A 19,599-nucleotide genomic window follows, 5' to 3' on the forward strand; every position below is an offset into this window, starting at 1 on the left:
TTCGCCATGCGGTTTTGCTGACTTGCGCGCTAGCCGCCGCAGGGATGGCCGACGCCGCAGACGGGACTGTGCCGCAGTCCTACACCCCGGATTACTTCACCCAGTTTCAGGCCGGGACAGCGATGGACATGGTGACCCGCCTGCCCGGCTTCGTCTTCGACGGCGGCAATGCGGCGCGCGGTTCGGCCGGCAACGTGCTCATCAACGGAAAGCGCCCCGCTTCCAAGACGGATCCGCTCGGCGACGCGCTGGCGCGCATCCCGGCGGCGGGCGTTCAGCGCATCGACGTCATCAACGGCGGCGCGGGCGGCATCGATATGCAGGGCTACGCCACCGTGGCCAACATCGTGCTCAAACAGATGGACCTGGTTTCCGCCGCCACCAGCGTATCGGGCTACCTGATGCCTGACGGCAGCCTGCAGCCCTCGATGGATGGCAATTACAGCCTGAAGCGCGGGGACCGCAGCATCAACGTCACGCTGGGCTGGACCCGGACGCCGGATACCACGCAAGGACACAAGACCACGACGTATGCCGGCGCCGCCGGTGCCGCCGAGGCGACGATGGAGAACGCGGGCATTGCCGACAACAAGGCGATCAAGCTCAATTACGGGCAAGACCTGCTGGACGGCCAACTGAGCTTGAACGGCGCGCTCAGTCCGTGGACCTACCAGTCGCAGGGCCGCTACGACGCCGGGACACCGTCCCTGAACAGCAACGACAACGCCGGGCGCACGCGGGAACAGGGCCTGGCTTATACGCGGGACCTGGCGCACGGCGCCAGCATGGACCTGAAGGCACTGCATCGGACAGCCGACATTGCCGCCGAATCGACATCCACCACCAGCGGCAACAGCTCGTATTCGCTGTCGAACAGCACGGCCAGCGAACAGATTCTCGCGGGACAACTGAGTTGGCAGGCGCTGGATGGCGTCGTGATACGCGGCGGCTTTGAACGGGCCGTCAACACCAATGACAGCAGCAACAGCTATCAGGCCAACCCCAACGCCGCGGCGGCGCCCACCGCCAGCGCCTGGGTGCAGGAATCGCGCTTCGAGGGCCAGCTGTCCTCGGCATGGCAGGTCGACAGCTCGATCAGCGCCGAAGCGGGCCTGAAGGTGGAGCAATCCAGCCTGAGCATCGGCGCCGACCAGCCGGAGGCCAAGGCTCACGTCTATCCCAAGCCGCGGCTGCGCCTGTCGTTGTCGCCCTCGCCGTCGCTGCAGCTGCGCTTGCGCATGGAGCGCGAGACCAGCCAGCTGAACTTTGGCGATGCCGCGGCGTATTTCGCCATCGCCGACAAGACGCTGCGGGCCGGCTACCCCGATCTGGTGCCGGCCAAGACCTGGCTGTGCGAAGGCGCGCTCGAATACCGCTTCTGGGAACGGGGCGCTGCCATGCTGAGCTACACGCAGTCGCACATCAGCGACGTCATCGACCGCATGCCGATCCGCACCCCGTCCGCCACCATCGACACCGCCGGCAATATCGGCGACGCCAGCGCCGACAGCGTGACCGGCATGCTGAACCTGCCCACCGACAGCTGGTCGCTGCCGCAGGGGCTGATCAAGTTGTCGACGACCTGGAAGTCCTCGTCGGTCACCGATCCCGTCACGCTGGCGACGCGCCGGCTGTCCGGCGAACAGCCGCTGTCGTGGCGGGTCGAGTTCTCGCAGGACTTGCCGCGCCAGAGAACGGCCTGGGGCTTTTCGGTCGACAACGGCTGGACCAACGACAACTGGCAGCTTGCCGAACGCGATACCAGCAGCGGCACGGGCTGGGCCAGGGCCTTCGTCAACTACCGCCCCGTGTCGAACATGATGGTCACGCTGGAACTGAACAATCTCGCCGGGCGCGCCGTCACCTATGACCGGACGCACTATGCCGGCGACAGGCTGGCCGGCGGCGTCGACTTTGTCGAGCACAACATCACCCGCACCCAGCCGTTCGCCATGCTGCGCGTCCGCAGGGACTGGTAGGCGCTCATTCCCAGGCCCGCGCCAGCGAGCGGTAGGCCGTCCAGGTAAAGCCGACGCCGAGCGACAGTCCGCTGTTCTGGCGAAACAGCGGACTGTCGCGGTTGGCGGCGTGCGTGTAATTGTCGTAGCGGGCGAAACCGAATACGCGCCAATCGGGCGACACCCGGCGCGACAGGCTCAGGCCGAGCCGCGTCATCATCCAACCGCCCGTCGCGTGGTAGGCCGGGCGCGCGGCGTTGGCGTATTGCGGTGCGACTTCATAAAAATACCGGTTCAGGCGGGCGTTGCCAAACACCGCGCCCAGGTTGGCGTCGGCCTGCCATCCGCCGGCCTTGTCGCCGGCCTCGAACACCACGCGCGGCTCAAACACCAGGCCCTGGCGCTGAAAACCATTTCCAAGCTCGAGCGGCACCCGCAGCGGCAGCTCCAGCCGCACGCGGCTGGCGGCCGTGGGCTCGGCCAGCAATACTTTCAGGCGCGGGCCGAACTCCAGCAGCGACTTCAAGTCCGGCATGCCGGCGCGGGCCGCCACGTCGCCGGAGCGGGCCGGCAGCGACAACGCGAACCCAAGATCGAGCTCGACCCGCTCGGTGTTGAGCAGGCGCGCGGCCACGCCGGAACGGTCGGCGCGCAGCACCTTGCCGCGATAGATCAGCAGCGGCAGCAACAGCGCGCGCGTGGAGCGGTCCTCGGCGCCCGGGTAGGCCGGCGTGGTGGCGGCGCCGCCGAACAGGCCCACTTCCCACAGCGGCAGATCCGCTGCCGGCGTTGGCTCCGCCTGCTGAGCGGCGGCTGGCGCCATCAGCGCCAGCGTTGCCAGCGGTGCCATCCCAGCCCACATGCGCTGCTTCATGGTTGCGTCCTCGCCGATCTTGCAAAGACAGACATCTTATCAGCTTGCCATCCCCGCCCACAACACGCTTGATCAACCGAAAGCCGGCGGCGCCTGGCTGGTCAGCACAGCAGCCGCCAGCACCGCTCCCGCCAGCAGCACCGACTCGATCCGAAGCACCAGCACCACCACGGGCCGGGCGCCGGCTTGGCCCGCAACGATGGCGGGAAAGCCTCGCAGTTTGTTGTAGCCACCCAGTGCCACGGCCAGCGCAACCAGCACCAGCTTGACAGTCAATGCCACGCCGTATGGGGTGGCGGCCAGGTTGTCCAACTTGCCCAGCCCGCGCCATGCGTTGAAGATGCCGGTGGCGACAATGCCGGCCAGAGCCAGCGTCGCCGCGTCCGACAGCTTGCGCAGATAGGCGTCCGGTGCCGCGCCGCCCCCGGCGGCGCTGGCGGGCAGCACCACCCAGGCGGCAACTGCAACGCCACCCACCCACAGCGCGATCAGCAGCAAGTGCAACCATTCAACCAGGAGCGGCAAGGTGAGCAAGCCCTGCTCAGCCGCGTGGCTGTTGGCGACGCGACTGAAGGCAAATGCAACCAGCACCGCCAGCGAGCGGCCCGGGCTCAGCGGCCAGAACGCCAGCGCCGCCAGGCAGGCGGCAGCGGCCCATGCGGCTTTGCCATAGTCGCTCTGCGCCAGCAGCATCCACAATGCCGCGCCGGCTTCGGACAGCGGCACATCGGCCATCGCCGCCGCCACCGCCCACAGCACCAGCAAATACGCCGCCAGGCAGACCAGCGCCGCCGCGCGACAGGACTGCTGCAACCACAACCGGCAGCGCAGTGTCCAGCCAGTGCCTTCGTTGCGCAGCCAGAATGCCGCCGTACACGCGCCCACCATCCAGGCCAAAGCCAGGTTCGACGCCCACACGGCGCCAACCTGCAGCAACATCGTCGTCATTTACTTGACCGAGAAGCCATACTGGCCGGTGCGGCGATGACCATCCGGTCCCACCGCCACCCAGCGCACGATGTAACGGCCGGATTTCAATGCCGGCAGCGCCAGCGTCATTTGTGCCGGATGGGCGGCATCGGTCTGCGCCTTGTCGGTGGGGACGACTTTGCCGGTCTCGTCCTGCAGCGCGATGGAACTGAAAGCGGGTTCGACTTTTTCGTTAAAGGTCAGCTGGACCTGCTGCGGCGCCTGCGGCAGCACGGCGTCCGCCGCCGGCAAGGAGGCCTGCAAGGTGGCGTGAGCCGATGCCGGCAAACTGGCCAGCGTGGAGACGGCCAGCAAGGCGCCCAGCGCCAGGGAGTGCAATCGTTGCATGTTGATTCCAATTCAAAAGTCGAGGGAGAGAGTGCGCTCCACTGTAAACGTTGCCCCCCTGGTAAGGTCAAGCGCTTTTTCGCGTCGCGATGCTACTCGACAGGGATGCGAAAAAAGCGATGCCCCGACAGCACTTTGTGCCGAAACGGCTGGCGCGCTTGCGACTTCCTTGCGTTCTTACTTCGGTGCTGGCGCGCCCCGCCGCGGCTGGGTTAGCATGGCTGCACGCTGCAACCACCAACACTGCTGAAGCACGGAGGAAATGTGAGTGATCCACAAACCGGAACCGCGGTGCGCTACCGCCGCATGACCGAGCAAGACCTCGACGCGGCGCACCGCCTGTCGCTGTCGGTGCGCTGGCCGCACCGGCTGGAGGACTGGGCCTTCATTCAACGCCTGGGGGCCGGCTATGTGGCTGAAAACGACGAAGGTCTGATCGGCACGGCCCTGTGCTGGAGCCACGGCACCGAATTCGCCTCGATCGGCATGGTCATCGTTGCCGGCGCGTGGCAAGGAAAAGGCATAGGCCGCAAGCTGATGGCAATGGTGATGGCGGAACTGGGCAGCCGCAACGTGCTGCTGCACGCCACCGCCGCCGGCAGGGACCTGTATGCCCGCATTGGCTTCCAGCAGATCGGCGAGATTCATCAGCACCAGGGCACCGTGTTCAAGTCGCCGCTGATGCCGTTGCAGCCTGGGGAGCGCATCCGTCCACTCGGCTCGCGCGATGCCGCCAAGCTGGCGGCGCTGGGCGCCCGCGCCACGGGCATGCCGCGCGCCACGGTCATGGCCGCGCTGCAGGACGTGGCCGAGGGCGTGGTGATCGACCGCTATGACGAAGTGATCGGCTGCGCCATGCTGCGCCGCTTCGGCCACGGCTACGCCATCGGCCCGGTGATCGCGCCCGACATCGAACGGGCCAAGGCGCTGATCAGCCACTGGACCGGCACCTACGGCGGCGCCTTCCTGCGCATCGACGTCAGCGGCAGCAGCGGCCTCGGCCCGTGGTTGACCGAACTGGGGCTGGTGCAGGTCGACAGCGTGGTGGCCATGGTGCGCGGCGACGCGCCGCTGCCCGATCACGGCTTGCGCCAGTTCGCCATCATCAACCAGGCGCTGGGTTGAGCATGCGCTGGTCCGAACTGCCGGCGGGCACCTTCCTGTACAAGGCCGATCCGCAGCGCGGCGCCGAGTGGGCGCGCCTGTTCGCCCGCCACGCGCCGCAGCTGGACTTCCGTATCTGGCCCGACGTCGGCGATCCGGCCAAGGTACGCTACCTGGCGGCCTGGCTGCCGCCCGACGACCTTGGCGCCTTTCCCCGGCTGGAGCTGATCTTTTCGGTCGGCGCAGGCATCGACCAGTTCGACCTGGCCGCGCTGCCGCCGGAGCTGCCGCTGGTGCGCATGGTCGAACCTGGCATCGCCGCCGGCATGGCCGAGTATGTGACGCTGGCGGTGCTGGCCATCCATCGCCAATGGGCCACGTATGCGGCGCAGCAGCGCAAGCACGCGTGGCGCGCGTTGCGGGTGCGTCCCGCGTCGGCCTGCCGCGTGGGCGTGCTGGGACTGGGCGTGCTGGCGCAGGCCGCGCTGGCGCAGCTGGTGCGGCTGGGCTTTGACTGCGCCGGCTGGAGCCGCTCGGCGCGCGCGCTCGACGGCGTGGCCTGCCACGCCGGCGCCGCCGCGCTGCGGGACTTCCTGGCCCGCTGCGACATCCTGGTCTGCCTGCTGCCGCTGACGGCCGACACCCGCAACATCCTGAACCGGGCCCTGTTCGATGCGCTGCCGCGCGGCGCCGCGCTGGTGCACGTGGGCCGCGGCGGCCACCTGGTGCAGCAGGATCTGCTGGACGCGCTGAACGACGGCCAACTGGCGCAGGCGGTGCTGGACGTGTGCGAGCCGGAGCCGCCGCCTGCCGACCATCCCTTCTGGGAGCATCCCGCCATCGTGCTGACGCCGCACATCGCCAGCATGACGCAGCCGGAAACGGCGGTGACGGTGGTGCTGGACAATCTGCTGCGCCATCATCGCGGTCAAGCGCTGGAAGGCCTGGTCGAGCGCTCGCGCGGCTACTGAGGCGCAGCACAATCTGCCGCCGTCGCCGGAAATTCGCAATTTCGATGCGCTGCGCCGACGACAATCGCCAGCACTGGCTGCGGCAACGGTCCTAAGATGGTGACAGACCATTACACGGATCGTCATCATGCCCAACACCTCCCTCGTCGACCTCGATCGACAATTCCTGATTCACCCCGTCAGCAACTTCCGTCAACATGAACAGCGCGGCGCCGCCGTGCTGGCGGCCGCCCATGGCGTCTACCTGCGCGACGACGCCGGCCGGGAACTGCTGGACGCCTTCTCCGGCTTGTGGTGCGTCAACACCGGATACGGCCACGAAAGCATCGTCCAGGCAGCCAATGAACAGATGCGGCGCCTGCCCTACGCCACCGGCTACTTCGGCTACAGCTCCGAGCCGGCCATCCGCCTGGCCGCCCGGCTGGTCGAACTGGCGCCGGCCTCGCTGCGCCACGTCTACTTCACGCTGGGCGGATCGGACGCCGTCGACAGCGCGCTGCGCTACATCAGCTATTACTACAACGCGCTGGGCCAGGAGCGGCGCACCCAGTTCATCTCGCTGCAGCGCGGCTATCACGGCTCGTCCTCGGTGGGCGCCGGACTGACCGCGCTGCCGGTGTTTCATCGCCATTTCAACCTGCCGCAGGCGAACCAGCACTACCTGCCCTCGCCCTATGCCTACCGTAGTCCGCTGGGCGACGACCCGCAGGCCTTGATCGCGGCCTCCGTCGCGGCGCTGCGCGCCAAGGTGGCGGAACTGGGCGCCGAGCGCGTCGCCGCCTTCTTCTGCGAGCCGATCCAGGGTTCCGGCGGCGTCATCGTGCCGCCGCGCGGCTGGCTCAAGGCCATGGCCGATACCTGCCGCGAACTGGGCATCCTGTTCGTGGTCGACGAAGTGATCACCGGCTTTGGCCGCACCGGACCGCTGTTCGCCTGCGAAGCCGAGGGCGTGCAGCCCGACATGATGACGCTGGCCAAAGGCCTGACCGCCGGCTATGCGCCGATGGGCGCGTTGATGATGTCGGACCGGATCTACCAGGCCATCGCCGACGGCGCCGGACCGGAGCTGGCGGTCGGCCATGGCCAGACCTATTCAGGCCATCCGGTCAGCGCCGCCATCGGGCTGGAGGTGCTGCGCCTGTACCACGAAGGCGGCCTGCTGGCCAACGGCGTGGCGCGCGCGCCGCAATTCGAACAGGGCCTGCGCGACCTGCTGGCGCATCCGCTGGTGGGCGACGCCCGCAGCCGCGGCCTGCTGGGCGCGCTGGAACTGGTGGCCGACAAGCACAGCAAGCGCCAGTTCGCGGCGGAGCTGAAGCTGCACGAGCGGGTGGCGCGCGCGGCCTACGATCAGCAGCTGGTGTTCCGCGCCTTCGGCGACAACATCCTCGGCTTTGCCCCCGCGCTGTGCTACACCGCCGATGAATTCACGCTGCTGTTCGCACGCTTGCGCGCCACGCTGGACCAGGTGCTGGCCCAGCCCGAGGTGCGCCAGGCGTTGTCGTAAGCGCGCCACCGCGGCGCCGCGCAGGGGCCTTGTAAGGCATTACCACCATGCTACAATCACCCCGGGCGCCGCATCATTGTGGCGCATCGGGCAAGGGAGCTTATGTTAGAAGGTGCTTTCAAACTGGACAGGATCGATATCCGCATCCTGTCTCACCTGCAGCAAAGCGGCAGGATCGCGAACGTCGACCTGGCCGATGCGGTCGGCTTGTCGCCCAGTCCCTGCCTGATCCGCGTCAAGCGGCTGGAAAAAGCCGGCTACGTGACCGGCTATGGCGCCCACATCGAACTGGAAAAGATCGGCAACGTGCAGCTGGTGTTCACCCAGGTCACGCTGTCGGACCACCGCCGCGAAGACTTCGTCAAGTTCGAGGCCGCGGTGCGCAAGATCGATGAGGTGGTCGAATGCCATCTGGTCAGCGGCGGCTTCGACTACCTGCTGAAGTTCGTCACCACCGGCGTGGTGCACTACCAGACCATCATCGAGGGCTTGCTGGACCAGCACATCGGCATCGAAAAATACTTCAGCTACATCGTCATCAAGTCGCCCTTCACCAAGGGTTATTACCCGGTCGAAAAGCTGTTCACCCAGAACAGCTGACCAGCATCCCGGCGGCGCGGCACAATCTGCCGCCGCCGCGCGAAATTCGCAATTTCCCACCCGTCGTCCCGCCCCAATTCCGCGTCACCCGCCAGCCTTCCTCCACTACCATGGTCTCAGCAGTTCCCGGCCGGCGTCCGCCGCCCGGCAATCACTGACCGACCACACACATGAGCCAAACTTTTCATATCGCCGTCATCGCGGGTGACGGCATCGGCAAGGAAGTCATGCCCGAGGGCCTGCGCGCGCTGAACGCGGCGGCCGCCCGTTTCGGCATCGCCCTGCGCTACACCCATATCGAATGGGCCAGCTGCGACTACTACGCCCGCACCGGCCAGATGATGCCGGACGACTGGAAGCAGCAACTGTCCGCCATGGACGCGATCTACTTCGGCGCGGCCGGCTGGCCGGACGCGGTGCCCGACCACATATCGCTGTGGGGATCGCTGCTGAAGTTCCGGCGCGAATTCGACCAGTACATCAACCTGCGCCCGGCGCGCCTGTTCGAGGGCGTGCCCTGCCCGCTGGCCGGACGCCGGGCCGGCGACATCGACTTCGTCATCGTGCGCGAAAACACCGAAGGCGAATACTCGTCGGTCGGCGGCATCAGTTTCGAAGGCACGCCGCGCGAAGTGGTGATGCAGCAGGCGGTGTTCTCGCGCCACGGCACCGACCGGGTGCTGCGCTTCGCCTTCGACCTGGCCCAACGACGCAAGCGCAAGCACGTCACCGTCGCCACCAAGAGCAACGGCATCTCGATCAGCATGCCGTGGTGGGATGGGCGCGCCGCCGACATGGCCGGACACTATCCGGACGTGGCCTGGGACAAGCAGCACATCGACATCCTGTGCGCCCGTTTCGTGCTGCAGCCGCAGCGCTTCGACGTGGTGGTGGCCTCCAACCTGTTCGGCGACATCCTGTCCGACCTCGGTCCGGCCTGCACCGGCACCATCGGCCTGGCGCCGTCGGCCAACCTGAATCCCGAACGCAGCTTTCCCTCGCTGTTCGAGCCGGTACACGGCTCGGCGCCCGACATCTACGGCAAGAACATCGCCAACCCGATCGCCATGATCTGGTCCGGCGCGCTGATGCTGGACTTCCTCGGCCAGGGCGACGCCGCCTGCCGCGCCGCGCACGACGCCATCGTCGCCGCGATCGAAACCGTGCTGCTGAACGGCCCGCACACGCCCGACCTGGGCGGCCAGGCCTCGACCACGGAGCTGGGCCAGGCCGTGGCCGCCGTGATCGCATCGATGCCGGAGGCGCCATGCCACTGACCCTGACCCGCGCCGCCCTGCTTTGCGGCGCCAACTACATTGCCGGCGTCTGGTGCGCCGGCAGCGACGCCCTCGCCTATGAGGTCTGCGACCCGGCCGACGGCATCGCCTTTACCACAGTGCCGGACAGCGGCGAGGCCGATGCCGCCGCCGCCGTCGATGCCGCCGTGGCGGCCTTCGAGGGCTGGCGCGCCCGCAGCGCGCGCGATCGCGCCCAGCTGCTCAAGCGCTGGCACGCGCTGATCATCGCCAATGCCGACGACCTGGCGCGCCTCATCTCGCGCGAACAGGGCAAGCCGCTGGCCGAGGCACGCGGCGAAGTGCTGTACGGCGCTTCCTACGTCGAATGGTTTGCCGAAGAGGCGGTGCGCTGCTACGGCGACGTGATCCCGGAACCGGTGCGCGGCAAGAAGCTGATCGTGGTCAAGGAAGCGGTCGGCGTGGTGGCCGCCATCACGCCCTGGAACTTCCCGCTGGCGATGATCGCCCGCAAGATCGCGCCGGCCCTCGCGGCCGGCTGCACGGTGGTCGCCAAGCCGGCGGAGGACACGCCGTTGACCGCGCTGGCACTGGTCAGCCTGGCCCACGAGGCGGGCATTCCGCCGGGAGTGCTGAACATCGTGACGGCCTCGCGCGCGCGCACCCCGGCCGTGGTCGGGGTCTGGCTGGCCGACGCGCGCGTGCGCAAGATCACCTTCACCGGCTCCACCGCGGTCGGCAAAAGCCTGGCGCGCGATTCGGCCGCCACGCTGAAAAAACTGTCGCTGGAACTGGGCGGCAACGCGCCCTTCATCGTGTTCGACGACGCCGACCTGGATGCCGCCGTCGACGGCCTGATGGCGGCCAAGTTCCGCAACGGCGGCCAGACCTGCGTCAGCCCGAACCGGGTCTACGTGCAGGACGCCGTCTACCAGCGCTTTGCCGAGCGGCTCACCGCCCGCGTGGCGGCGCTGAAGGTCGGCCCCGCCGCCGATCCCTCGTCGCAGATCGGCCCCATGATCAACCGCCGCGCGCTGGACAAGATCCAGGCCCACGTCGCCGACGCCCTGTCGCACGGCGCGGTGCTGATGTGCGGCGGCGAACAGTTGCATCCGCCCGGCGCGGACGGCCCCACCTACTACGCGCCCACCGTGCTGGGCGAGGCCAGCCCGCGCATGCAGCTGGCGCAGGAAGAGACCTTCGGCCCGGTGGTGCCGCTGTTCCGCTTCCACACCGAGGCCGACGTGGTGGCGCAGGCCAACCACACGCCTTTCGGGCTGGCGGCCTATTTCTACGCACGCGACATCGCCCGCGTGTGGCGCGTGGCCGACCGGCTGGAAACCGGCATCGTCGGCATCAACGAGGGCGCGCTGGCGGCGGAGGCGGCGCCGTTCGGCGGCGTCAAGGAATCCGGCTATGGCCGGGAAGGCTCGCGCTACGGCCTGGAAGACTATATGCACACCAAATATCTCTGCATGGGCGGACTGCAAGCATGACACTGGAAACCTATCCGATCGAAGTCGAATTCCCCGATTTGTCGGCCTACGCCAAAGGCAACACCGGCATCCCCTACGTCTACACCTTCGACAGCGGCAAGCCCGGTTGCCATACCATGATCAACGCCCTCACCCACGGCAACGAGGTGTGCGGCGCGATCGCGGTCAAGGCCCTGCTGGACGGCGGGCTGCGCCCGCGCCGTGGCCGCATCACGCTGTCTTTCGCCAACGTGGACGCCTACCGGCGCTGGGACCCCGAGCGGCCCGACGCCTCGCGCTTCGTCGACCAGGATCTCAACCGCGTCTGGCAGCCCGCCATCCTGGACAACCTGGAACTGGACAGCGTTGAACTGCGCCGCGCGCGCGCGATGCGGCCGCTGGTCGACACGGTGGACTTCCTGCTGGACCTGCACTCGATGCACGAACGCTGCGCGCCGCTGAACGTGTGCGGGCCGCTGGACAAAGGCATCGCCATGGCCCAGCGCCTGGGCGTGCCGTCCTACATCATCAGCGACGCCGGCCACCAGGAAGGCTGCCGCCTGCGCGACTATGGCGCCTTCGGCCAAGCGGGAAGCCCGCGCAATGCGCTGCTGATCGAATGCGGCCAGCATTGGGAAGCGCAGGCCGTCACCGTGGCCAAAAACAGCTGCGCGCGCTTCCTGCTCTTGTGCGGCAATATCGACCTCGGCGATGTCCCGCACGGCTGGCTCAAGCCGCATCCCGAGCAGCGCCACGTGGTGCGCGTTACGGACGCGGTGGTGGCCAGCGGCTCCGACTTCCGCTTCGCCGCCCACTACACCGGCCTGGAGACCTTCCCCGAGGCCGGCACCGTCATCGGCTGGAACCAGGGCGAGACGGTGCGAACGCCCTATCCCAATTGCGTGCTGGTGATGCCGTCGCTACGCCAGCTGCGCGCCGGCGTGACCGTGGTGCGCCTCGGCCGCCTGCTGACCTGACTCTCCATCAACCAAAGGAAAACCCATGACCCATCCCACCATCGTGCACTTCCACGACATCGCGCCCGAGACCACGGTCCAGTATCCGGACCCCGAACGCCGCATCAAAGGCAATCCGAAACGCACCGCGCGGGAATATTTCGCCAACCAGCTGCACGGCGTGCGTGCCGGCACCTGGCAGGCCGAGACCGGCTCCTACCGTATCGCACTGGCGGCCGACAAGCATGAATTCTTCCACATCATCAGCGGCCACGTGATCGTCTCGGCGCCGGACGGCAGCCAGTCCCGCCATTTCGGGCCCGGCGACAGCGGCGTCATCACGCCGGGATTCGAGGGAATTTTCGAGATCGTGGAAGCGGCCAGCAAGTTCTGGGTCGTGACCGAGCACGCACCCGCTTAACGCTGCAGCTGCACTCCCAGATACAACACCAGCCGGCGCCGCGCTTCGCGCTCGCCGGCGATATCGCGTCCGGCGCTGGCCTGCAACAGCAGGTCCGCACCCAGGCTCCACTTGCCGCCGGCGCTCAGCAGGGTCTGACCGCGCGTGCCGGCGGCCCGCGAGTGATCGAGTTCGATGCGGCACTCCAGTTGCGGCAGGCACTGCCGCATCACCTTGACGCCCGCGCGCCATTCGTCCGGACCGCGCTGCACCAGGTTGCGGCCCACTTCGGCGAACAGGCCGGCGTCGCCGCTGCGAAAACCCGCCAGCAGCGGAAGCAGCAGGCTGTGTCCCTGTGGCGCCACGCCGCGCGCGGCCGACGTGCCGGATGGCGTCCAGGTGAAGCGCGGATACCAGCCCAGGGCGTAGCCCGCCTCGGGCGCATCCAGCCAGCGCCATTTCACGCCGGCGGTGGCGGCGCCCAGGCCCGATTTTGCGCTCTCCCCGCCCTGGCTGGCATTGATGAAGGGCTGGGCCAGCAGCAGCTGCAGATGGTCGGACAGGCCATGGCTGACATCGATCGCCGGCAGCGCGCGTTCGCGGCTGCCGGCGTGCAGTTCCTGCGCCGCGCCGAGATTGATCTCCCAGCGTCCGGCGCCGACCATGTCGGTGTCCTCCGTCGCGGCCGCCGGCAGCACGGCGCCCAGCAGCAGCACCCTTAGAAATAACGTACCCATGCCTGATTCGAAGTCCGCTTGAAATTGGCGAAGGCGCGGCAAGGCACATACAACACCGGCATCAAGGCCAGCGCCACCACCCACACCGGCCATAGCTGGTCGACACCGAAGCGCGCGCCATGGTTGGCGCCGAACAGCGCCACCAGCACATGCTGCAGCGCCAGCAGCAGGTACAGGTGCAGCAGGTAGTAGAACATCGGCGCGCCGCCGAAGGTCGCGCAGGCGCGCGTGAACCAGTTTTCCAGCGGTTCCATCACGGCCAGGGCCAGCATGCCGGTGCCGATCGTCATCAGCAGGAAGTCCAGCGACGGCGGGTATTTGGTGAAGTTAAAGAAGGACATGACCGTCTGTACGGCGGTCGCGCCATGCACCCAGGGCAGTTCCTCGCCATAGATGTTAAAGCCGCGCAGCACCGCCAGCAACAGCAGCGACGCCGCGCCCAGCATCAGCAACAACTGCCGGCGGCGCTGCGGATCCATCGCCTTCGCGTACAGCGGGCCGGCGGCGTAGCCGAGCAGGATCACGCCCACCCACGGCAGCAGCGGATACGTCACCTTCAGCTTGACCGCGCCGTCGGCCACCAGGAAGCCGCGATGCAGCAGGATGGTCCAGGCATCGTAGGCGATGCTGCCCGGTTCAAAACTGATCCAGGTCAGCGCATTGTGGCCGAACACGATCAGCAGGCCGGCCGCCCCCAGCAACTGGAGCGGCAACCGGTGCAGCAGCGCCAAAACGATCATCGCCAGCCCGATCACCCAGATCACCTGCAAATACAGCACCGGCGGCGGGAACTGGCCGGCCCAGGCGAAGTTGACCACCACCAGTTCCAAGCCCACCAGCAGCAGGCCGCGCTTGACCAGGAAGCCGGTCGCATTGCGCGGACCGGCCGCCGGATGGGCGTACAACCAGGCCGACAGGCCGGTGACGAAGACGAACATCGGCGCGCAGAAGTGCGCCGCCATGCGGGTGAAGAACAAGGCCGGCTCGGTGGCGGCGACCGTCATCGGGTCGGTGACCTGCATGTGCAGGTACAGCGTCTCGCGCACATGATCGAACAACATGATCAACATGACCAGGCCGCGCAGCACATCGATGACCGCGATGCGCGAGCGGATCGCCTGGCCGGCCGGATTGGCGGCCGCCGGTGCGGCCTGCTTGTGCGCCCACAGGGCGGGATTGTGAATACTGGTGTGGTCCATCATGCGTGTCCTGCCCATTTATCTGGTTATAGAATACTCCCCGAGGGCCGCCCGTCGCCTTGCGGGAGCGGGTTGGCCACCAGGTCATTGTAAGGACGGAGACTGGTTTTTTCTGCTTAGTTGGGCCCCGCAGGCGATGTTTGGGCAGTAAAGTTCGCCGTAGCTCAGCATATTCTACGGTCGGCAAACTATGCTGAAGCGGGCCGGAAAAACCGCCATTTGTGCGCTGCATGGCGCCGCAAACGCCACAACCGCCATGGCTGTTTATGATGTAATGAAGTTATTGAAACAGGCTGGAGGCATATCTGATGAAATCCGAGTATCCCGCGCCAGCGGCCGCTTGCCCGTCCCCGCAGCGCCGTACGTTGTTGCGCGGCGCCGCCGGTGCTCTGCTGTTGCCGGCCAGCGGCGTGCTGCAGGCGGGCCAGCAGCCGCGCCGGGGCGGCATGCTGACCATCGCCACCCAGTCCAGCTCCAATGCCGACACACTGGACCCGGCCAAGGGCGCGCTGTCGACCGACTACCTGCGCGCCCACATGTTCTACAACGGCCTGACATCGCTCGATAGCCAGCTGGCGGCGCAGATGGTGCTGGCCGAGGAGATCGTCACCGACGACGCCATCACCTGGACCGTCCGCCTGCGCAAGGGCATCCATTTCCACGACGGCAGAGAGTTGACCTCGGCCGACGTGGTGTATTCGCTGAACCGCCACAGCGATCCGGCGGTCGCGTCCAAAGTGCGCGGCGTGGCACAGCAATTCGACAGCGTGCGCGCGACAGGGCCGTTGACGGTGGAGATCACGCTCAAGGGCGCCAATGCCGACCTGCCGGTGATGCTGGCGACCTCCCACTTCGTCATCATCCCGGACGGCACCACCAACTTCGCCACGGCCAACGGCACCGGCGCCTTCAAGTGCAAGGAGTTCACGCCGGGCGTACGCACCATCGGCATCCGCAACGAACATTACTGGAAGCCCGGCCTGCCCTACCTGGACCAGGTATCGCTGTTCGGCATCCCGGACGAATCGGCGCGCATCAACGCGTTGCTGTCGGGTGACGTGCACTGGGTGAACGAAGTCAATCCACGCTCGACCAAACGTATCAAGGGCGAGCCCGGATACGCGGTGCTGGACAGCCAGGGCGGCCTGTACACGGACCTGATCATCCGCCAGACCGCAGGCCTGGGCCGCAGTCCCGATTTCACGCTGGGCATGAAGTACCTGATCGACCGCGAACAGATGAAGCGCGCCGCCTTCCGCGGCTACGCCGTGATCGGCAACGACCAGCCGATCGCGCCGTCCCACCGCTTTTACTTCGCCGGCCTGCCGCAACGCCCCTACGATCCGGAACGGGCCAAATTCCACCTGCGGCGCGCCGGTGCGCTGGGCTTGACCTTGCCGGTGGTGGCCTCGGTGGCCGCCTCCGGCTCGGTGGACATGGCCATGCTGCTGCAGCAGTCGGCGCAAAAGGCCGGTTTGAACCTGGCCGTCAAACGGGTGTCCGCCGACGGCTACTGGTCCAATCACTGGATGAAATCGCCCATCGGCTTCGGCAACACCAATGCCCGCCCCAGCGCCGACATGTTGTTTACGCAGTTCTTCAAGTCGGACGCGCTATGGAACGAGTCGGGCTGGAAGAACGAGCAGTTCGACCAGCTGCTGATCCTGGCGCGGGCCGAAACCGACGACACCAAACGCCGTCAGTTCTACGCCGACATGCAGGTGCTGGTGCATGAAAAATGCGGCGTCGGCATCCCGCTGTTCATCAACAACCTGGAAGGGATCAGCACCGCCGTGCGCGGCGCCACCTCCCATCCACTGGGCGCCTTCATGGGCTATACCTGCGCCGAGCAGGTCTGGCTGGACGCCTGACACCTCTTCAAGGACCATCATGCGACATCACCTTTCCGCGGCGCTGATGCGCTGCCGCCCGGCCCTGCTGCCGGCCCTGACCATCCTGATGGCGCTGGCGGCCGGCGACGGCATGGCGCATGGCGTGGCCGAGGACGACAAGGCTTACCTGGAGCAGACCAGCGGGATGCAGATCCTGCCCTTCATCTACCTGGGCGCCAAGCACATGGTGACCGGCTACGACCACCTGCTGTTCCTGGTCGGCGTGATCTTCTTCCTGTATCGGCTCAAGGATGTCGGCGCCTACGTCACGCTGTTCGCGCTGGGCCACAGCATCACGCTGCTGTCGGGCGTATTGAGCGGCACCCACATCAACCCCTATCTGGTGGACGCCATCATCGGCTTTTCGGTGGTGTACAAGGCGCTCGACAACATGGGGGCGCTGGAACGGCTGCTGGGATTCCAGCCCAACACCAAGGCCGCGGTGCTGATCTTCGGCCTGTTCCACGGCTTTGGCCTGGCCACCAAATTGCAGGAGCTGACGCTGTCGCAGGAGGGGCTGGTGCCCAACATCCTGTCGTTCAATATCGGCGTCGAGATCGGGCAGATGCTGGCGCTGAGCAGCATCCTGATCGCGATGGGATATTGGCGCCGCAGCGCGTCCTTCCGGCGCCAGGCCTTCAACGCCAACGTGGTGCTGATGATCGCCGGCTTCGTCCTGATGGGCTATCAACTGACCGGTTACGCGACCGTATGAACAAGGAGACCAGCATGATCACCACCTATGAAACCGCATCCCTGCCCACGCTGCAGCAACTGGGCAAGGCAACCGGCGTCGCGCTCGCCGTCGCCGCCCTGATCCTGACCGTGGCGGTACTGCCGGCCGAATACGGCATCGATCCATTGGGCGCCGGCGGCGCGCTGGGACTGACCAAGCTGTATGGCGGCGCCCGCAAGACGGCCGAGGTGCTGCCGGTTCCCGCGTCCGGCGCCACGCAGGCTGCGGCCACGCAGGCAGGCCCGGTAAGCGGCAGCGCCATGCCGCTGCGTTCCGACGAGATGCGCGTGACGCTGCAGCCGGGCCAGGGGGCCGAAGTCAAGGCGCTGATGCGCAAGGGCGAGCACTTCGTGTTCAGCTGGTCCAGCGACGGCGGCCCGGTCAAATCCGACATGCACGGCGAACCGGAACATGCGAAGCCGGGGGAGTTCACCACCTACTGGAAGGTGGCGCAGCAGAGTGCCGCGCAAGGCGCATTCACCGCCGGCTTCGACGGCATCCACGGCTGGTTCTGGCGCAACAAGGGAGCGCAGCCGGTGACCATCACCGTCAAGGTCACCGGCTTCCACGAAAAGCTGTTCCGGCCGTCGTGATGCCATGAAGCGCGGACTGCTGCCACTGCACCGCTGGAGCGGGTTGACCTTCGGTGCGCTGTTCGTGATGGTGGGCGTGACCGGAGCCGGCATGGTATTCCGGCCGCAACTCGAACCGCTGGTCAGTGCCGATCTGCTGCGGGTCGCACCCTGCGCCGCGTCGTTGCCGCTGGATGCGCTGTTGGCGGCCGCGCGGCAGGCCAACCCGCATGGCGGCGCGCCCGGAACGATCCGCATCGCCGGCGACGGACGCACCAGCGTCAAAGTGCGGCTCGGCGACGACCGCTGGATCTATGTCGATCCATGCAACGCCCGGGTGCTGGGCAGCCAGCAAATGTATGGCGGCCTGTTTGGCACTTTGGCGCGCCTGCATATCTTCGGATACCTGCCTGGCGGCGAGCTGGCGGCAGGCGGCATGGCGCTGCTGCTGGGCGGTGCGATGGCGTTGGGCGGTCTGTGGCTGTGGCGGCCCGCCAGCCTGCGGCAGCTGAAGCGCGGCTGGCGCATGGACTCCGGCTTGCGGGGACGCGCCTGGCAGTTGCAGCTGCATCGCACCGCCGGCATGTACGCCGCGCCAGTGCTGCTGGTCTGCGCGCTGACCGGCGTGCCGCAAGCCTTTGGCTGGGCGGCTCGCGCGATCGATATCTCCAGCGTATCGCCGCCCCGTGCCGCGGCCCCCACCGCAAGCGCGCCCTCGATCGACGCCATGTGGCGGAACGCGCTGCGGCTGTCGCCGCCATTGCAAAAGGCCCAGCTGCGGTTGCCGCAGGCGCCGGGCCAGCCGGTGGTGATGGAGCTGGTGGCGCGCGACGCCCCCCATCCCAACGCCAACAGCTATCTGTATTTCGACCCCGCCAGCGGCGCGCTAATCAAGCAGATCCCCTACAACGCCAACCCGGCCGGCCACACGATTTATCTGTGGGCGCTGGCCATACACTACGGCTGGGTGGGTGGCCTGGCCGGCCAGCTGCTGCTGTTCCTGGGCGCCATGTCCATCCCGCTGCTGGCCTGGGCCGGCACGCTAAGCTATCTGCACAGCCGCCGCACGCCGTCCCGATTGCAGCTGCGGGTGGATCGGAAGGCGGCGGAAGCGGCAGGCATACGCAGTTTTCAACTCAGCGCCCCGGATGGCGGGCGACTGCCGGAATTCACTCCCGGCGCCCACATCGACGTCTTTCTTCCCGGCGGCTTGGTGCGTCAATACTCGCTGTGCGGCGATCCGTCCGACCGCTATCGCTACCGGATCGCCGTACTGCGCTGCGCGGACTCCCTCGGCGGCTCGCTGGCCATGCACGCGCTGGACCAAGGCGACATGCTGACCGTCGGCCCGCCACGCAATCACTTTCCCCTGGCCGCCGACGCCGCCCATTCGATCCTGATCGCCGGCGGCATCGGCATCACGCCCATCCTGTGCATGGCGCGCCACCTCGCGGCGCAAGGCGCCAGCTTCGAGCTGCACTATTGCTGCCGCGCCGAGGACCATGCGGCATTCCGCACGGAGTTGCGCGGTTCCGGCTTCCGCCAGCGCGTGCACTGGCATTTCCCTCCCGGCCGCCTGGACCTGGATGCGCTGCTGGCCAGCAGCACTCCCGGCAGCCACGTCTACGTCTGCGGACCGGAGCGGCTGATGGACGCGGTCTGCGCGACCGCGGTCGTTCATGGCTGGCCAGCCGCGCAGGTACACCGAGAATATTTCAAGACCGGAGCCGCCGACACCTCCGCCGACAGACCGTTCGACCTGAAGATCGCCAGTTCCGGACGCGTGGTCAGGGTCGATGCGGGAGTCACCGCGCTGGCGGCGCTGGCCGATGCCGGCATCGTCATTCCGTCGTCTTGCGGCCAGGGCGTCTGCGGCACCTGCGTCACGGGCGTGCTGGAAGGCGAGCCTGAACAACGCGACCGCTGTCTGCCGCCGTTCTGCATCGACCGCTTCACGCCGTGCTGTTCACGCGCGCGCGGCGCGCTGCTGGTGCTGGACCTGTGATCCGGCGCTTCAATACAGCATTAAGACAAAAAAAATGCGC

The 19,599-nt window shown here is 67.4% G+C and carries 18 protein-coding genes; 13 read left to right on the forward strand and 5 right to left on the reverse strand.

What is annotated here, in order from left to right:
* Positions 1 to 44 precede the first annotated feature (44 nt).
* A complete protein-coding gene (locus ACCD07_RS00595) occupies positions 45 to 1,979 on the forward strand; it encodes a hypothetical protein (RefSeq protein WP_413446187.1) in 1,935 nt (644 codons plus the stop codon).
* A 4-nt stretch (positions 1,980 to 1,983) separates the two neighbouring features.
* Here the strand turns inward: ACCD07_RS00595 and ACCD07_RS00600 are convergent, their stop codons facing one another.
* The 3 genes from ACCD07_RS00600 to copC all read right to left on the reverse strand — a co-directional run bounded on the left by ACCD07_RS00600 (position 1,984) and on the right by copC (position 4,149).
* Entirely contained in the window at positions 1,984 to 2,832 is an 849-nt protein-coding gene (locus ACCD07_RS00600) for a MipA/OmpV family protein (RefSeq protein WP_353403536.1), read from the reverse strand.
* A 72-nt stretch (positions 2,833 to 2,904) separates the two neighbouring features.
* The gene (locus ACCD07_RS00605; RefSeq protein WP_413446188.1) at positions 2,905 to 3,780 is read right to left on the reverse strand and encodes a CopD family protein; all 876 of its coding nucleotides are present in this window, start codon (positions 3,778 to 3,780) and stop codon (positions 2,905 to 2,907) included.
* The gene (copC, locus tag ACCD07_RS00610; RefSeq protein WP_176651023.1) at positions 3,781 to 4,149 is read right to left on the reverse strand and encodes a copper homeostasis periplasmic binding protein CopC; all 369 of its coding nucleotides are present in this window, start codon (positions 4,147 to 4,149) and stop codon (positions 3,781 to 3,783) included.
* A gap of 264 nt (positions 4,150 to 4,413) precedes the next feature.
* Here copC and ACCD07_RS00615 point away from each other — a divergent pair, with 264 nt between their 5' ends.
* From ACCD07_RS00615 to ACCD07_RS00650, 8 genes are all read left to right on the forward strand, one after another.
* Positions 4,414 to 5,274 carry a GNAT family N-acetyltransferase gene (locus ACCD07_RS00615; protein WP_413446189.1) on the forward strand — a complete coding sequence of 287 codons (861 nt, stop codon included), beginning with the start codon at positions 4,414 to 4,416 and terminating at the stop codon, positions 5,272 to 5,274.
* A 2-nt stretch (positions 5,275 to 5,276) separates the two neighbouring features.
* A complete protein-coding gene (locus ACCD07_RS00620) occupies positions 5,277 to 6,224 on the forward strand; it encodes a 2-hydroxyacid dehydrogenase (RefSeq protein ID WP_413446190.1) in 948 nt (315 codons plus the stop codon).
* A 127-nt stretch (positions 6,225 to 6,351) separates the two neighbouring features.
* Positions 6,352 to 7,731: an aspartate aminotransferase family protein gene (locus ACCD07_RS00625; RefSeq protein WP_413446191.1), complete on the forward strand. Its 1,380-nt coding sequence runs from the start codon at positions 6,352 to 6,354 to the stop codon at positions 7,729 to 7,731.
* A 102-nt stretch (positions 7,732 to 7,833) separates the two neighbouring features.
* Positions 7,834 to 8,331, forward strand: coding sequence for an Lrp/AsnC family transcriptional regulator (locus ACCD07_RS00630; protein WP_176651026.1), 498 nt, complete (start codon positions 7,834 to 7,836; stop codon positions 8,329 to 8,331).
* 170 nt (positions 8,332 to 8,501) lie between these two features.
* Complete coding sequence (locus ACCD07_RS00635) at positions 8,502 to 9,608, forward strand: tartrate dehydrogenase (protein WP_413446192.1); 1,107 nt, start codon at positions 8,502 to 8,504, stop codon at positions 9,606 to 9,608.
* Entirely contained in the window at positions 9,599 to 11,083 is a 1,485-nt protein-coding gene (locus tag ACCD07_RS00640) for an NAD-dependent succinate-semialdehyde dehydrogenase (protein ID WP_413446193.1), read from the forward strand. The genes ACCD07_RS00635 and ACCD07_RS00640 overlap by 10 nt, the downstream gene beginning before the upstream one ends.
* Positions 11,080 to 12,039: a M14 family metallopeptidase gene (locus ACCD07_RS00645; protein WP_176651029.1), complete on the forward strand. Its 960-nt coding sequence runs from the start codon at positions 11,080 to 11,082 to the stop codon at positions 12,037 to 12,039. The genes ACCD07_RS00640 and ACCD07_RS00645 overlap by 4 nt, the downstream gene beginning before the upstream one ends.
* A 25-nt stretch (positions 12,040 to 12,064) precedes the next feature.
* The gene (locus tag ACCD07_RS00650; protein ID WP_176651030.1) at positions 12,065 to 12,439 is read left to right on the forward strand and encodes a cupin domain-containing protein; all 375 of its coding nucleotides are present in this window, start codon (positions 12,065 to 12,067) and stop codon (positions 12,437 to 12,439) included.
* Here the strand turns inward: ACCD07_RS00650 and ACCD07_RS00655 are convergent.
* Both ACCD07_RS00655 and ACCD07_RS00660 read right to left on the reverse strand, forming a co-directional pair.
* Entirely contained in the window at positions 12,436 to 13,155 is a 720-nt protein-coding gene (locus ACCD07_RS00655) for a hypothetical protein (RefSeq protein ID WP_413446194.1), read from the reverse strand. The two genes, ACCD07_RS00650 and ACCD07_RS00655, sit on opposite strands and share 4 nt — an antisense overlap.
* Positions 13,137 to 14,354 (reverse strand): DUF1624 domain-containing protein, encoded by a 1,218-nt coding sequence (locus tag ACCD07_RS00660; RefSeq protein ID WP_413446247.1) that lies wholly within the window; start codon positions 14,352 to 14,354, stop codon positions 13,137 to 13,139. The genes ACCD07_RS00655 and ACCD07_RS00660 overlap by 19 nt, the downstream gene beginning before the upstream one ends.
* 308 nt (positions 14,355 to 14,662) lie before the next feature.
* Between ACCD07_RS00660 and ACCD07_RS00665 the strand changes: the two genes are divergently transcribed.
* Genes ACCD07_RS00665 through ACCD07_RS00680 form a run of 4 tightly spaced genes read left to right on the forward strand, consistent with a single transcriptional unit; the run spans position 14,663 to position 19,559 of the window.
* The gene (locus ACCD07_RS00665; protein ID WP_413446195.1) at positions 14,663 to 16,225 is read left to right on the forward strand and encodes an ABC transporter substrate-binding protein; all 1,563 of its coding nucleotides are present in this window, start codon (positions 14,663 to 14,665) and stop codon (positions 16,223 to 16,225) included.
* Between the two features lie 19 nt (positions 16,226 to 16,244).
* Complete coding sequence (locus tag ACCD07_RS00670) at positions 16,245 to 16,961, forward strand: HupE/UreJ family protein (protein ID WP_218087718.1); 717 nt, start codon at positions 16,245 to 16,247, stop codon at positions 16,959 to 16,961.
* Between the two features lie 14 nt (positions 16,962 to 16,975).
* On the forward strand, positions 16,976 to 17,575 hold the full coding sequence (locus tag ACCD07_RS00675; RefSeq protein ID WP_413446196.1) for a transmembrane anchor protein: 600 nt from the start codon (positions 16,976 to 16,978) through the stop codon (positions 17,573 to 17,575).
* 4 nt (positions 17,576 to 17,579) lie between these two features.
* Positions 17,580 to 19,559: a PepSY domain-containing protein gene (locus ACCD07_RS00680; RefSeq protein ID WP_413446197.1), complete on the forward strand. Its 1,980-nt coding sequence runs from the start codon at positions 17,580 to 17,582 to the stop codon at positions 19,557 to 19,559.
* Positions 19,560 to 19,599: the final 40 nt, after the last annotated feature.

Origin of the sequence: Duganella sp. Dugasp56 (assembly GCF_047304105.1) — a bacterium.
In the GTDB taxonomy this organism is placed as follows: Bacteria; Pseudomonadota; Gammaproteobacteria; order Burkholderiales; family Burkholderiaceae_D; genus Rugamonas; species Rugamonas hordei.

Excerpts from the sequence above, each read along its gene's own strand:
- ACCD07_RS00595 (WP_413446187.1), top strand. The coding sequence starts at position 45 with ATGGCCGACGCCGCAGACGGGACTGTGCCGCAGTCCTACACCCCGGAT.
- ACCD07_RS00600 (WP_353403536.1), bottom strand. The coding sequence starts at position 2,832 with ATGAAGCAGCGCATGTGGGCTGGGATGGCACCGCTGGCAACGCTGGCG.
- ACCD07_RS00605 (WP_413446188.1), bottom strand. The coding sequence starts at position 3,780 with ATGACGACGATGTTGCTGCAGGTTGGCGCCGTGTGGGCGTCGAACCTG.
- copC (WP_176651023.1), bottom strand. The coding sequence starts at position 4,149 with ATGCAACGATTGCACTCCCTGGCGCTGGGCGCCTTGCTGGCCGTCTCC.
- ACCD07_RS00620 (WP_413446190.1), top strand. The coding sequence starts at position 5,277 with ATGCGCTGGTCCGAACTGCCGGCGGGCACCTTCCTGTACAAGGCCGAT.
- ACCD07_RS00625 (WP_413446191.1), top strand. The coding sequence starts at position 6,352 with ATGCCCAACACCTCCCTCGTCGACCTCGATCGACAATTCCTGATTCAC.
- ACCD07_RS00630 (WP_176651026.1), top strand. The coding sequence starts at position 7,834 with ATGTTAGAAGGTGCTTTCAAACTGGACAGGATCGATATCCGCATCCTG.
- ACCD07_RS00635 (WP_413446192.1), top strand. The coding sequence starts at position 8,502 with ATGAGCCAAACTTTTCATATCGCCGTCATCGCGGGTGACGGCATCGGC.
- ACCD07_RS00640 (WP_413446193.1), top strand. The coding sequence starts at position 9,599 with ATGCCACTGACCCTGACCCGCGCCGCCCTGCTTTGCGGCGCCAACTAC.
- ACCD07_RS00645 (WP_176651029.1), top strand. The coding sequence starts at position 11,080 with ATGACACTGGAAACCTATCCGATCGAAGTCGAATTCCCCGATTTGTCG.
- ACCD07_RS00650 (WP_176651030.1), top strand. The coding sequence starts at position 12,065 with ATGACCCATCCCACCATCGTGCACTTCCACGACATCGCGCCCGAGACC.
- ACCD07_RS00655 (WP_413446194.1), bottom strand. The coding sequence starts at position 13,155 with ATGGGTACGTTATTTCTAAGGGTGCTGCTGCTGGGCGCCGTGCTGCCG.
- ACCD07_RS00660 (WP_413446247.1), bottom strand. The coding sequence starts at position 14,354 with ATGGACCACACCAGTATTCACAATCCCGCCCTGTGGGCGCACAAGCAG.
- ACCD07_RS00665 (WP_413446195.1), top strand. The coding sequence starts at position 14,663 with ATGAAATCCGAGTATCCCGCGCCAGCGGCCGCTTGCCCGTCCCCGCAG.
- ACCD07_RS00670 (WP_218087718.1), top strand. The coding sequence starts at position 16,245 with ATGCGACATCACCTTTCCGCGGCGCTGATGCGCTGCCGCCCGGCCCTG.
- ACCD07_RS00675 (WP_413446196.1), top strand. The coding sequence starts at position 16,976 with ATGATCACCACCTATGAAACCGCATCCCTGCCCACGCTGCAGCAACTG.
- ACCD07_RS00680 (WP_413446197.1), top strand. The coding sequence starts at position 17,580 with ATGAAGCGCGGACTGCTGCCACTGCACCGCTGGAGCGGGTTGACCTTC.